The following is a 13,753-nucleotide window of genomic DNA, read 5'->3' on the forward strand; positions in this document are numbered from 1 at the left end:
ATCAAAAGATCGCAGCCTTCGGCAGCTCCTACAGGGCAGTTTCAGGGAGCAATAAAAAGGGCCTGCTTCTTTTGGAAGCAGGCCCTTTTTATTTATTGAAGTTATAACTCAGCAAAACCGGTCAATCACCCGAACTTCATTCTTGTTCTGCATCGAATCCCACGCCTGTTTCAGCGTCTGCAGCACATTGCCGATGAAGTCTTTATCGGCCGCAGCTTTCTTGCCGACATAACCATGGCCACGGCGGTACATCTTCAGGCGGGCCAGCAGGTTCTGGTTGTTGCGGTCGAATTCTTCTTCACCAGCGTGGGGCGACAGGCAGTCGATATGCACCTGACCCGACTTGCTGATCCAGAGAATGTGGCTGTCGTGGCTGTCTTTTTGCGCCGCGAACATACGAGCCAGTTCTTCGATAGTAGGTTGATTGTTCAGATTCATGATGTTTGCCCCTTGACCAGTCTGGTGATCTTTCAAAGTTGATTCGCTAATACAGGTAGCCCATCGGTTAGTTGATCCCTGGCACCGAAACCAGGACGTCAGCGGTCGCCCGTGAGAAGTACGGGGTCATGCGTCTGTTGCATGTAGTCGTGTTGAATAACTGCTACGCAATAGCGTCACAACGAGGAGAAGCAGCGAAAACCGGGAGGCTCCTTGACGACGTTTTCAGGGTCGACCACAAGCGTCTTGAGAATTTTCGCCAGCGCTTCTCGTCCTTGTACTGGACGTTCAGGCCAGGTCAGCTTCTTCAATCTGCCTTGTGGGCAGCGTGTATCCGGAAAAAACAACTCGGCGGTCAGACGAGTTTGCTCAAGCGTGTTACCGATGTTCCCGATCGGGGAACGTCTTCATCATGCAAAAGCAAAACGACGCCGTCAACGGTTTTGTAGTGATTATTTTTGATCACTACATATTGTCGGACAAAGCTGTTTTGGAATGAGAAAAGTTCCGTTCAGGCAACGGACGCGGGGCTGTGAAAGACATAGAAGGTACAGGGATAACCGTCGACCGAACGCTGCTGGCGGACGAACTCACCACCGCTCAATTTGGGGATCAACCTGGCCCAGAAGTGCCGTGCAGGCAGGTTGGCGTCGATATGGAAAATCTGCCACTGACCGGGCAAACGGCTCAAGAGGGCAGAGACGACAAACTGCGCGACGCCTCGGCCACGGAAGCGTCGAGTGAGGAAGAGGTAGCTGATGTTGTATTCGGCGCCGTCGATGTGGGTGTCGTTATCCACGGTCACGAAGCCGGCCAGTTCACCGCCGACGCGGATCAGGAACGGTTGGGTAGCGGGATTGCGCCAATAGTCGTCTTTCTGCTGAATACTGAAGAAGCCATGTCCGCCGAGTTTCAGTGGTAGCCATTGGCTGAAGTCGTACATGTAGAACTGCATGAGGTTTTCGATGGTTTGCAGTTCGTCGCGGTGGGCGGGGTGCAGTTCGATGGTGGGCATGTTCAATAAACTCCAAAAGGGAGACTTAAGAACCCTGTGGCGAGGGAGCTTGCTCCCGCTGGGGCGCGAAGCGGCCCTAAAACCTGCAATCGCGATGTTTCAGATAGACCATAGTTGCAGGATTGCGACTGCTGCGCAGCCGAGCGGGAGCAAGCTCCCTCGCCACAAAAGCCTATTTTGTTTTGCGTTGTGTGGTGCCAGAAGTTTTACTGCGCGTCGATTTACGCTTTTTCTTCCACGGCGCGGCAGCCTTGCCGGCCGGTGGCGGGCCGCTGATGGTCAGGCTCAGCGCAGAACAGCGGGTGACCTGCTTGCTCATCCACGCCGCCTGTTTGGTGACGAACTCTTCCAGACTCATCTCGCCGCTCTGCACCATGTCCAGCGCCTGTTCCCAGATGGCGGTGGTGCCGGGATCGGCAATCGCCCGGGGCACGGCGTCGATAAGGCTGAAGGCCGCCGGGGTCGCGGCCAGCGCCTTGCCGTTCTTCACCAGATAACCTCGATCCAGCAGACCCTGAATGATCGAAGCGCGGGTCGCTTCGGTACCGATGCCGGTGGTGTCCTTGAGTTTCTGTTTGAGCAGCGGATCTTCCACCAGTCTGGCGACGTTCTTCATCGCCTTGATCAGATCGCCCTCGGTGTAGGGCTTGGGCGGCTGGGTCCACAGATCCTTGAGGTTCACGCCGGCCACGGCGCAATCGATACCCTGGCTTAGCGCCGGAAGCGTTTGCGGCGCTGGCGCTTCACGGCCCTTGGCCGGGGCGAGGGCTTCAGGCAGGGCACGTTTCCAGCCCGGTTCGATGATCTGCTTGCCGACCGCGCGCAATGCTTCACTGGCGCAATCGAAATCGGCCTGAGTGCGATCGTATTCATGGTTGGGCAGGAATTGCGCCAGATAACGCGCGCGAATCAGGGTATAGACCGCCCGGTGTTTGCCGCTCAGGCGTTCGAGATTTTTCGCCGCAGCCGTGGGGATGATGCCGTGGTGGGCGCTGACCTTGGCGTCGTTCCACGCTCGGGAGCGGCGCTGCGGGTCGAGGTGACCGTTCAGCGCGTCAAGGCTCGGGTCGGCCTGACGCAGTGCCGCAAGTATCCCCGGTGCTTCGCTGTGCTGGCTCAGCGGCAGAAAGCCGCAATCGCTGCGCGGGTAGGTGATGACCTTGTAGGTTTCGTAGAGGGCCTGGGCGATGTCGAGGGTTTCCTGGGCGCCGAGACCGAGTTTCTTCGAGCAGACTTCCTGCAGGGTGCCCAGATCGAAGGGCAGCGGTGCCACTTCACGCATGCGTTCGGTGCGCAGCTTCATCACCCGCGCAGTGGCGGCATTGCTGATTGCCGCCGCCGCTTGTTGCGCCAGTGCCTGATTCAGACAGCGATCCTGATCGTCGCAAACGTCGCTGGGCGCACGCCATTGCGCAGTGAACCGCGTGCCGTCGTGCAGCAGTTGCACATCGATCGCCCAATACGGCACCGGGACGAAATCGGCGATGCTGCGGTCGCGATCCACCACCAGCCGCAGTGTCGGCGTCTGCACCCGGCCGACGGGCAGCACGCCCTGATAGCCGGACTGCCGGCCCAATAAGGTGAACAGGCGGCTCATGTTCATGCCGATCAGCCAGTCCGCCCGCGAGCGCCCCAGCGCCGAGTGATACAGGCTGAAGGTTTCCGCTCCCGGCTTCAGCGCGGCCAGGGCCTTGCGAATCGACGCTTCATCCAGCGCCGACAGCCACAAGCGCCGGATCGGCCCGCGATAGCGGCAGTGCTCGACCAGTTCCCGGGCAATCATCTCGCCCTCACGGTCGGCGTCGGTGGCGATGATCAGTTCGCTGGCCTCGCTGAGCAGGCGCTTGACCGCCTTGTACTGGCTGGCAGTGCGCGGCTTGACGGTCATTTTCCACTTGTCCGGGATGATCGGCAGATCCGCCAGTACCCAGCGTTTGTAGCGCGCGTCGTAGGCATCCGGCGGTGCGGTTTCCAGCAAATGGCCGATGCACCAGGTCACTGTGACGTCCGTTCCCAGCCAGCAGCCGTCGCCCCGACGCCTGGCGCCGAGCACGGCCGCAATGTCTTTGGCCTGGGAAGGTTTTTCACAGAGGTACAGCCGCATAACCACCGTCGTCGATCAGTTCACTGGAGGTGCACAGGATGGCCGCAGTTGGCGTCGGGGGCAACTTTTATCTGTATGGATATACAGATCAAAACGTTGCCGGGAATGACCGGTATTACCGGGACGTCGCGCACCACTATCGAGAAATCGAATGGTGCCGCGCTTGCCGGGCATGTCAGGTTCGTCGGGCCTTCAAGAAACGCGAGAGACCGGACGATCCCGCCAGATGATCGCCAACGTCCGAACGCACTGACTACTCTGAAACAAGGAAGTCCCACCATGGCTCAAGCCAAAGCGAAAACCAGCAGCGCCTATGACGAAGTGAACGCCTTCAGCCACCTGTACGACCGTGGCGTCGACCTGGTGAACGGCAAACCGTCGTTCACTGCCGACCAGGCGGCCGACGAAATCCTGCGCAAAAACCTGTCGTGGCACGACAAGAACGGCGACGGCAAAATCTCCCTGACCTACACCTTCCTGACCGAGAAACCGGCGAACTACAACCCCAACCTCGGCAATTTCAGCCAGTTCAGCGCTCAACAAAAGGCTCAGGCCGTGCTGTCGATGCAATCCTGGGCCGACGTGGCCAAGGTGACCTTCACCGAGGGTAAAGGCGGCGACGGCCACATGACCTTCGGCAACTACGACGTCAGCACTGGCGGCGCGGCGTTTGCTTACCTGCCGAGCGGTGGCAGCTACGATGGCCAGTCGTGGTACCTGATCAACAACCAGTATCAGGTCAACAAGACCCCGGACACCAACAACTACGGGCGTCAGACCCTGACCCACGAAATCGGCCATACCCTCGGCCTGTCGCACCCGGGCGCCTATAACGCCGGCAACGGAAACCCGACCTACAACGACGCCAAATACGCCGAAGACACCCGTGGCTACAGCCTGATGAGCTACTGGAGCGAAGCCAACACCGACCAGAACTTCAGCAAGGACGGCAGCGGCGCCTACGCTTCGGCACCGCTGCTGGACGATATCGTCGCCGTGCAAAAACTCTACGGCGCCAACTATGAGACTCGCGCCGATAACACCACCTACGGTTTCGGCTCCAATACCGGGCGCGATTACTACAGCGCCACCTCGGCGTCGTCGAAGCTGGTGTTCTCGGTGTGGGACGGTGGCGGCGATGACACGCTGAACTTCTCCGGCTTCACCCAGAACCAGAAAATCAATCTCAAAGAAGGCTCGTTCTCCGATGTCGGCGGGCTGGTCGGTAACGTGTCGATCGCCTATGGCGTGACCGTGGAAAACGCCGTTGGCGGTTCCGGCAATGACCTGCTGATCGGTAACTCGGCCGTCAACCATCTGTTCGGCGGAGCCGGCAACGACATCCTTTACGGCGGTGGCGGCGCGGATGTGCTGTGGGGCGGCGAGGGTGCGGACACCTTCGTGTTCGGTGCGGCCAGTGACTCGACCAACAACCAGCCGGACTGGATCATGGATTTCAAAAGCGGCGTGGACAAGATCGACCTCTCGGGCATCGCCGGTTTCGCCACGGGCGCGGCCACGCTGAACTTCGTCAGCGGTTTCACCGGCCATGCGGGCGATGCAATCCTGACTTATTACGCACAGAGTGGTCAGACCGGGCTGCTGATCGATCTGACGGGGCAGGGTGAGGTGGACTTTGCCGTCGGTGTGGTGGGGCAGGCGCTGGCGACTGATATCGTGGTTTGAGCTGATCCTGACTGACACCGATTCAGGGCAACTATCGTCCTGTGGCAAGGGAGCTTGTCGAATCGTCGCACCGTCCCGCTCGGCGGCGAAGCCGTCGCAAACTCGGAAATCGCGTTATACCTGACACACGCGATTCCTGGATTCAGGGCTGCTACGCAGCCCAGCGGGACGGTGCGACGATTCGACAAGCTCCCTCGCCACAGTTCATTTGTCCCTGGAGAAACCCCCATGAGCACCACCGGCCTCAACCCCGTCATCACCCTCGAAGAACTTCCCGGTTGCCTGCTGGTGAAATTCCACGGCATCCAGGTCGCAGCGTCCTCGCATGTGCTGGTTCTTCATGAGGCCAATTACCCGCCGGTGTACTACGTGCCCCGCGAGGACATCGACGAAAAATACTTCGCCCGCACCGACCACACCAGTTATTGCCCGTACAAGGGCGACGCCAATTACTTCAGCTTGCAAATACCGGGGCATGAGGCGGCGAATGCGGTGTGGACGTATGAGAAACCGAAAATCTCGGTCGAGCAGATCAAGGACTATGTGGCGTTTTATCCGGATCAGGTGAAGTTCGAGGTGATCACGGCGGATGCTTAGTTCCTGGAAGAAGAGATTCAATTGTGGCGAGGGGATTTATCCCCGATGGACTACGCAGTAGTCCCATTTTTCACGGGGGGCGCTACGCACCCCATCGGGGATAAATCCCCTCGCCACAGGTTTTTTACCAAAGGATCATGTTTCAGATTCAGTTCTTATCGAGATCGATATTCTTCGTCTCACGCAGACAAATCATCCCCACCACCAGGCTCACCCCGGTAATCAGCACCGGGTACCACAGCCCATAGAAAATATCCCCGGTGTACACCACCAGCGCGAACGACACGGTCGGCAGGAAACCGCCGAACCAGCCGTTGCCGATGTGATACGGCAGGGACATCGAGGTGTAGCGGATGCGCGTCGGGAACAGCTCGACCATCAGCGCGGCCAGCGGGCCGTAGCACATGGCCGAGATGATGATCAGCGCGACAATCAGTGCCACGATCATCGGTTTGTTGATCTGCTGCAGGTCGGCCTGTTGCGGGTAACCGGCGAGGGTGACGGCGCCGCGCAGGGCCGATTCGTCATAGCCGTCGATCCTCACGTCGCCGATGCTCACCTGCACGCCGCTGCCGGCCGGCGCTGCGGCGCTGGTATAGGGCAGGCCTTGCTTGACCAGGAAGGTCTTGACCTTGTCGCACGGGCTGTCGAATTTGGCCTTGCCCACCGGGTCGAACTGAAAGGTGCAGGTTGCTGGGTCCGCCAGTACAGTGATCGGCGCCTGACGGCTGGCCTGATCGATTGCCGGATTGGCGTAGTGGGCGAGGGATTTGAAAATCGGAAAGTACAGCGCCGTCGCCAGCAGCAAACCGAGCATCAACACCGGTTTGCGTCCGACCTTGTCCGACAGCCAGCCGAAAATGATGAAGAACGGCGCACCGATCACCACGCTGATGATCAGCAGGCTGTTGGCAACGGCCGGATCCATTTTCAGAAACTGGGTGAGGAAAAACAGCACATAGAACTGCGCGGCGTAAAAGGTCACCGCTTGCCCGGCGTTGATGCTGAACAGCGCGATCAGCACGACCTTGAGGTTCTCCCATTGGCCGAAGGATTCGCGGATCGGCGCCTTCGACGCTTTGCCTTCCTCTTTCATTTTCAGGTAGGCCGGCGACTCGTGCAGGCTCAGGCGGATCCAGGTGGAAATGCCCAGCAGCACGATCGACAGCAGAAACGGAATGCGCCAGCCCCAGACTTCAAACTGGTCACCGGTGAAGTACCGGCAACCAAGCACCACCAGCAGCGACAGCAGCAGGCCGAGGGTCGCGGTGGACTGAATCCAGCTGGTGTGGAAACCGCGCTTGCCGATGGGCGCGTGTTCCGCCACGTAAGTCGCGGCGCCGCCGTATTCACCGCCCAGCGCCAGGCCCTGGAGCATGCGCAGCACCACCAGAATGATCGGCGCGGCGATGCCGATGCTGGCGTAGTTCGGCAGCAGGCCGACGCAGAACGTGGCGATGCCCATCAGGACGATGGTCGCGAGGAAGGTGTATTTGCGCCCGATCATGTCCCCCAACCGACCGAACACTAGCGCCCCGAACGGCCGCACGATAAACCCGGCGGCGAAGGCCATCAGCGCGAAGATGAACGCGGTGGTGTCGTTGACGCCGGCGAAGAACTGTTTGCTGATCACCGCCGCCAGGGCGCCGTAGAGGAAGAAGTCATACCACTCGAACACCGTCCCCAGCGACGAGGCGAAGATGACTTTCTGTGTGGCATTGCTGGTGCTGGCGCCGCTCGCGGCATCCAGCGGCTGAGCGTGTTCTGACATATCGGTATCCCTCACAGTGATTGTTTTTGTTGTTCCACTGGTGTTGCGCGCTGCCTTGAACGAATTACACGGCCCCCTGTAGGAGCTGCCNCTTTTGATCTTGTAAAAGCCAAAGGCAAAAGATCGCAGCCTGCGGCAGCTCCTACAGGGTGTGGGCCAGTTCGGGAGTGGGTGTGCAGGTCCTGATCGGTGGGTTGAGGATCATCTGCGCCGCCTTCTCGGCAATCATCAGCGTAGGCGAACAGGTATTGCCCGAGGTGATGCGCGGCATGATCGAGGCGTCGGCGATGCGCAGGCCGGGCACGCCATGCACGCGCAGTTGTGCATCGACCACCGCATCAGCGTCATTGCCCATGCGGCAGGTGCCGACCGGGTGGAAAATCGTCGTGCCGATTCGCGCCGCCGCTTCGTGCAGTTGCGCCTCGCTTTGCAGGCTGTCGCCGGGCAGATACTCCACCGGTTTGAACGCTTGCAGGGCCGGGGCGCTGACGATGCGGCGGGTGAGGCGGATCGCATCGGCGGCCACGCGCAAATCTTCCGGATGGCTGAGGTAGTTCGGTTGAATCAGCGGCGCGTCCTGAGGATTCGTCGAACGGATGTCGATCCGCCCACGGCTCTGCGGACGCAGATCACAGACCGACGCGGTGAACGCCGGGAAACCGTGCAGCGGCTCGCCAAAGCGCTCCAGCGACAGCGGTTGCACGTGGTATTCAAGGTTCGCGGAAGTCTGCTCCGGCCCGGAGCGGGCAAATGCGCCCAACTGACTCGGCGCCATCGACAGCGGCCCGCTGCGGTCATACAGGTAACGCAGGCCCATGCCCATCTTGCCCCACAGGCTGCCGGCGATCTGATTCAACGTGCGGGCGTTTTGCAGTTTGTAGATCAGGCGCAATTGCAGGTGATCCTGCAGGTTGCCGCCAACCCCCGGCAGCTCATGAATCACGCCGATGCCGAGGCGTTCCAGCAACGGCCGCGGGCCGATTCCGGAGCGCTGCAGAATGCTCGGGGAACCGACGGCACCGGCGCAGAGGATGATTTCCTTGCGCGCCTTGAAGCTTTTCACCTGGCCTTCGTGACGCGCGCTGACTTTGCAAGCACGGCCGTTTTCCAGCAGCACCCGATCCACTTCAACCCCGGTCAGCACCGTCAGATTGGCCCGCTCGCGAATCGGTTTGAGAAATGCCTTCGCCGCGTTCCAGCGCACCCCGGCCTTCTGGTTGACCTGGAAGTAGCCGCAACCCTCGTTGTCGCCCTGGTTGAAGTCGTCGATGCTGGCGATGCCGCTCTGTTCGGCGGCGCTGCGAAACGCGTCGAGAATCGGCCATGACAACCGCTGTTGCTCAACCCGCCATTCACCCATGGCGCCGTGAAATTCAGCGGCGCCGGCAAAGTGGTTTTCGCTCTGTTTGAACAGTGGCAGCACGTCGTTCCAGGCCCAGCCCGGATTACCCTCGGCCGCCCAGCCGTCATAGTCGCCGGCCTGGCCGCGCATGTAGATCATGCCGTTGATGGAGGAGCAGCCACCGAGCACTTTGCCGCGCGGGTAACTCAGGCTGCGTCCCTGCAGGCCGGGTTGGGCTTCGGTCTTGAAGCACCAGTCGGTGCGTGGGTTGCCAATGCAGAACAGATAGCCGACCGGGATGTGAATCCACGCGTAGTTGTCGCGTCCGCCGGCTTCGAGCAGCAACACCCGCTGCTGCTTGTCTGCCGACAATCGATTGGCCAGCAGGCAGCCGGCAGGTCCGGCACCGACCACGATGTAGTCGTATTCATCAAGGGAAGTCTGCATTCCCTGACCTCGCTTTTTTTTTTTATTGTCCGACACTCTAGTTGTTAGCTTTCGTTAAAAGAATGTTAGTTTTTACCCAGCCGCTGTGCGTTTTCGAACAGCCTGGCTTGACCCTGGCTGACAAGGACACCCCATGTTCGACTGGAACGACCTGCGGTTTTTTCTGGAGTTGCAACGCAGCGGTCGCCTGCTCACGGCCGCCCGACGCCTGAACACCACTCACGCCACCGTCGCCAGGCACATCGAGGCCATCGAAAGGAGCCTCGGCACCGCACTGTTCGTCCAGCATGCCCAAGGCTACGAAATGACCCCGGCGGGGGAGGCGCTGCTCAAGCACGCCGAGGCCATGGAAAACGTCGCGCTATTGGCCCAGGAAGAGATCACCCAATCCACCGCGCCGCTGGGCAAGATCCGCGTCGGCGTCACGGAAGGGCTGGGTATCAAATTTCTCGCCAGTCGAATGATCGGCCTGTTCGAACGCTATCCCGGCCTGGAAGTGGAGTTGGTGGCCGTGCCGCGGTTCGTCAGCATCCTCAACCGCGAGGCGGAAATCAGCATCCACCTCGAACGCCCGGCCGCCGACATGCTGGTCACGCGCAAGCTCACGGACTATCGGTTAGCGCTCTACGCCAGTCAGGCCTACCTCGACAAGGCACCGCCGCTACAGAGTCGCGAAGACCTCGCCCGGCATGCGTGGATCGGCTATGTGGATGATCTGCTGTTCAGCCAGGAACTGATGTTCCTCAACAGTTTCTGTCGCAGCCCGCGCGTTGTATTCCACAGCACCAGCGTGATCGCCCAGCAGGAGGCGGCGCGCTCGGGCCTGGGAATTGCTGTGTTGCCCTGCTATATGGCGGCGTCGGATCCGGATCTGCGCCTGTTGCTGCCGGATGAGCGTATTGAGCGCAGTTACTGGATCAGCACCCGGCGCGAGCTGCACAAATCGGTGCGGCTGCGGGTGGTCTGGGATTATGTGGTGGGGCTGTGCGAGGCGGAGCAGGGGCTGCTCAGCGGTAAACACTGACACCTCAAGGGTTTTTCACCCGGCTCGAGATTTCACCGATCTGGATCAATATTTCCCCTTGAAATATCACCTAACTTAAAAGATCCAGGCCCTTGTTGCGGTATCGACTACAGTGCTCCGGTGCGCGATTTGCTGCGCTGATGGAGTAGCCCGGCAGCCCCCACCAACAATCACAACGGGTCGCCAGGCAGAGTGCAGCAAGGAGCTGACGTAGAACTCCCCCTGAAACTTTTCACGGATGAACATCGTAATGCACTGCCTCGAACGCACCTTTGATATCCAGCCCCTGACCCAGGCGGATATGACTGTCCACATCAACGGCCAACCGGTTAGCGCGGCCATCGGTGAAACGGTCCTCAGCGTTATCCAGTCCCTCGGTGTGCGCCAGGTCGCACGTAACGATCATGACCAGATCAGCGGCGCCTATTGCGGCATGGGCGTGTGCCAGTGCTGCCTGGTGAAAATCAACGGTCGGCACAAGCGCCGAGCCTGCCAGACGGTGGTGCGCGACGGTATGCGGATTGAAACCCAGGTCAACCGCATCAACGAGCAGGAGGTTGTATGAGCCTGCAACCGGTGATCGTCGGCGGTGGTCCGGCGGGGATGGCGGCGGCCATCGAACTGGCGCGCCATGGCGTGCGCTGTACCTTGCTCGAAGAGGCTTCGCGCCTCGGTGGGGTGGTCTATCGCGGGCCGTTGCGTGACGGCGTGCAACTGGATTACCTCGGGCCACGTTATTCCGAAGCCCTGAGCAAACTGCATGGTGACTTTCAGCAACAGGCCGGGCTGATTGACGTGCGCCTGAATCACCGCGTGGTCGGCGCCGAAGGCACCCGTGCCCTAGTGGTGCTGGATGGCGATGAGCAACTGCATGAGATCGATTATCCGCAATTGCTGCTGGCCGCCGGTTGTCACGAACGCAGCGTGCCGTTTCCCGGCTGGACCCTGCCGGGCGTGATCATGCTCGGCGGCCTGCAACTGCAAATCAAAAGTGGCGTGGTCAAGCCGCAGGGACCGGTGGTCATCGCCGGTACCGGCCCGTTGCTGCCGCTGGTGGCAACGCAGCTGCACGCGTCCGGCGTCAAGGTCGCGGGTGTGTACGAAGCCTGCGCCTTCGGCAAGATCGCCCGCGAAAGCCTGGCGTTGCTGAACAAGCCGCAGTTGTTCCTCGATGGTTTGAGCATGCTCGCTTACCTGAAACTGCACGGCATCCCGATGAACTACGGCTGGGGCGTGGTCGAAGCTCATGGCGACGGCGAGCTGACAAGCGTCAGCGTGGCACCGTACTCGGCCACCTGGGAGCCGGACCTGACACGCATCGAGCGCTTCGAAGCGCAGACCCTGGCGGTCGGTTACGGTTTTATCCCGCGCACCCAGCTCAGTCAGCAGATGGGCCTCGACCACGGTTTCAGCGACGACGGTTACCTGCGCGCCAATGCCAACAGCTGGCAACAAAGCAACGAGCCGCATGTGCACCTGGCCGGTGACATGGGCGGCATTCGCGGCGGTGAAGCGGCGATGCTCGCCGGCAGAATCGCTGCCACCTCGATCCTGCTGCAACGCGGGATTATCGAAGAGGATCTGGCACGGGTACGCCGCGACCGTTATTTGGGCAAACTCAAATCCATCGTGCGCTTTCGTGCGGCTGTCGACCGCTACACCGAACGCGGTGTCGGCCAGACCGCTTTGCCGGCTGCCGATACGGTGATCTGCCGCTGTGAACATGCGACCCGCGCGGACATTGATCTGGCGCTGGAGCAAGGCGTGCAGGACATCGCCAGCCTGAAGATGCGCACCCGCGTCAGCATGGGCGATTGTCAGGGCCGGATGTGCGTCGGCTACTGCAGCGATCGCCTGCGCCAGGCAACCGGGCGCAAGGACGTCGGCTGGTTGCGCCCGCGTTTCCCGATCGATCCGATTCCTTTTTCCGCGTTCCAGTCCGGCGGCACGGAGGCCGTTTCCCATGAGTAAGTTCTATGACGTGATCATTGCCGGCGGCGGCGTGATCGGGGCGTCCTGCGCCTATCAATTGTCCAAGCGCGAGAACCTCAAAGTGGCGTTGATCGACGCCAAACGCCCGGGCAACGCAACCCGCGCTTCGGCCGGCGGCTTGTGGGCCATCGGCGAGTCGGTGGGACTGGGCTGCGGGGTGATTTTCTTCCGGATGATGTCGGCCAACCGCAAACGCGAAACCCAGGGCGCGGCCGTTGCGGTGGACGCCAGCACGCCGCATATCCTGCCGGAGTCGTTCTTCGATTTCGCCCTGCAGTCCAACGCGCTTTACCCGGCGTTGCATCGCGAGCTGAAGGACAAGCACGGGATGGATTTCAAGTTCGAAAAGACCGGGCTGAAGTTCGTCATATATGACGACGAAGACCGGCTCTACGCCGAGCACATTGTCAGCTGCATTCCGCATCTGGCCGATCAGGTGCGCTGGCTCGATCAGGCTGCATTGCGCGAAGCCGAGCCGAGCGTCAGCCATGAGGCTCGTGGGGCACTGGAATTTCTCTGCGACCACCAGGTCAGCCCGTTCCGTCTCGCCGATGCCTACATGGAAGGTGCGCGGCAGAACGGCGTCGACATCTTCGTCAATACCAACGTCACTGGCGTGTTGCACCACGGCAGCCGCGTGACCGGCGTGCAGACGGCCGAAGAGGGCGTGTTCCACTGCAAAACCCTGATCAACGCCGGCGGCGCCTGGGCGGCGGATTTGAGCGAATGGGCCACCGGTGTGCGGATTCCGGTGAAGCCGGTCAAGGGCCAGATCCTGCTGACCGAACGCATGCCGAAGATCCTCAACGGTTGCCTGACTACCAGCGACTGCTATGTGGCGCAGAAGGACAACGGCGAGATCCTGATCGGCAGCACCACCGAAGACAAAGGCTTCGACGTCACCACCACCTACCCGGAAATCGCCGGACTGGTGCAGGGCGCGGTGCGCTGCCTGCCGGAACTCAAGGACGTCAACCTCAAGCGCACCTGGGCCGGATTGCGTCCGGGCTCGCCGGATGAACTGCCGATCCTCGGGCCGATGCGTGGGGTGGAAGGGTATCTGAATGCCTGCGGACACTTCCGCACCGGCATCCTGACCTCGGCGATTACCGGGGTGCTGCTGGATAAACTGGTCAACCAGGAAGCACTGCCGCTGGATATCACACCGTTCCTCGCGGATCGGTTTGAGGTGGCGCCGGTCAAGCAAGAACGTGAATTAGAGCTGGCCTGATCCAATCCCCTGTAGGAGCTGCCGCAGGCTGCGATCTTTTGATTTTGATTTTGATTTTTAAGATCAAGATCAAAAGATCGCAGCCTGCGGCAGCTCCTACAGGGTT

11 protein-coding genes are annotated in these 13,753 nt (G+C 60.7%); 6 read left to right on the forward strand and 5 right to left on the reverse strand.

Going from position 1 to position 13,753, the window contains the following annotated elements; genetic code table 11:
* Positions 1 to 108: 108 nt before the first annotated feature.
* The 3 genes from ACTJKS_RS25330 to ACTJKS_RS25340 form a co-directional block, all read right to left on the reverse strand.
* On the reverse strand, positions 109 to 438 hold the full coding sequence (locus tag ACTJKS_RS25330; protein WP_047293552.1) for a hypothetical protein: 330 nt from the start codon (positions 436 to 438) through the stop codon (positions 109 to 111).
* Positions 439 to 949: 511 nt separating this feature from the next.
* Positions 950 to 1,453 (reverse strand): GNAT family N-acetyltransferase, encoded by a 504-nt coding sequence (locus ACTJKS_RS25335; protein ID WP_108183040.1) that lies wholly within the window; start codon positions 1,451 to 1,453, stop codon positions 950 to 952.
* A gap of 172 nt (positions 1,454 to 1,625) precedes the next feature.
* On the reverse strand, positions 1,626 to 3,557 hold the full coding sequence (locus ACTJKS_RS25340) for a DNA topoisomerase III (RefSeq protein WP_108183039.1): 1,932 nt from the start codon (positions 3,555 to 3,557) through the stop codon (positions 1,626 to 1,628).
* 279 nt (positions 3,558 to 3,836) lie between these two features.
* On the opposite strand from ACTJKS_RS25340, the gene ACTJKS_RS25345 reads away from it, so the two are divergent.
* Both ACTJKS_RS25345 and ACTJKS_RS25350 read left to right on the forward strand, forming a co-directional pair.
* The gene (locus ACTJKS_RS25345) at positions 3,837 to 5,243 is read left to right on the forward strand and encodes a serralysin family metalloprotease (RefSeq protein WP_108183038.1); all 1,407 of its coding nucleotides are present in this window, start codon (positions 3,837 to 3,839) and stop codon (positions 5,241 to 5,243) included.
* 228 nt (positions 5,244 to 5,471) lie between these two features.
* Complete coding sequence (locus tag ACTJKS_RS25350) at positions 5,472 to 5,840, forward strand: DUF427 domain-containing protein (protein WP_108183037.1); 369 nt, start codon at positions 5,472 to 5,474, stop codon at positions 5,838 to 5,840.
* Between the two features lie 148 nt (positions 5,841 to 5,988).
* On the opposite strand, the gene ACTJKS_RS25355 is transcribed toward ACTJKS_RS25350, so the two are convergent.
* Positions 5,989 to 7,611 (reverse strand): MFS transporter, encoded by a 1,623-nt coding sequence (locus tag ACTJKS_RS25355; protein WP_262949589.1) that lies wholly within the window; start codon positions 7,609 to 7,611, stop codon positions 5,989 to 5,991.
* Between the two features lie 142 nt (positions 7,612 to 7,753).
* Positions 7,754 to 9,400 carry a GMC family oxidoreductase gene (locus ACTJKS_RS25360; RefSeq protein WP_262949587.1) on the reverse strand — a complete coding sequence of 549 codons (1,647 nt, stop codon included), beginning with the start codon at positions 9,398 to 9,400 and terminating at the stop codon, positions 7,754 to 7,756.
* Positions 9,401 to 9,533: 133 nt separating this feature from the next.
* Between ACTJKS_RS25360 and ACTJKS_RS25365 the strand changes: the two genes are divergently transcribed.
* The 4 genes from ACTJKS_RS25365 to hcnC all read left to right on the forward strand — a co-directional run bounded on the left by ACTJKS_RS25365 (position 9,534) and on the right by hcnC (position 13,647).
* A complete protein-coding gene (locus ACTJKS_RS25365; protein WP_262949585.1) occupies positions 9,534 to 10,424 on the forward strand; it encodes a LysR family transcriptional regulator in 891 nt (296 codons plus the stop codon).
* A gap of 250 nt (positions 10,425 to 10,674) precedes the next feature.
* Positions 10,675 to 10,989 (forward strand): (2Fe-2S)-binding protein, encoded by a 315-nt coding sequence (locus ACTJKS_RS25370; RefSeq protein WP_041073555.1) that lies wholly within the window; start codon positions 10,675 to 10,677, stop codon positions 10,987 to 10,989.
* Positions 10,986 to 12,395: a cyanide-forming glycine dehydrogenase subunit HcnB gene (hcnB, locus tag ACTJKS_RS25375; RefSeq protein ID WP_108183034.1), complete on the forward strand. Its 1,410-nt coding sequence runs from the start codon at positions 10,986 to 10,988 to the stop codon at positions 12,393 to 12,395. Before ACTJKS_RS25370 ends, hcnB begins: the two co-directional genes overlap by 4 nt.
* Positions 12,388 to 13,647, forward strand: coding sequence for a cyanide-forming glycine dehydrogenase subunit HcnC (gene hcnC / locus ACTJKS_RS25380; RefSeq protein ID WP_041073371.1), 1,260 nt, complete (start codon positions 12,388 to 12,390; stop codon positions 13,645 to 13,647). The genes hcnB and hcnC overlap by 8 nt, the downstream gene beginning before the upstream one ends.
* Positions 13,648 to 13,753 lie beyond the last annotated feature (106 nt).

This window comes from Pseudomonas sp. 22189 (assembly GCF_052045635.1).
Taxonomy (GTDB): Bacteria; Pseudomonadota; Gammaproteobacteria; order Pseudomonadales; family Pseudomonadaceae; genus Aquipseudomonas; species Aquipseudomonas parakoreensis.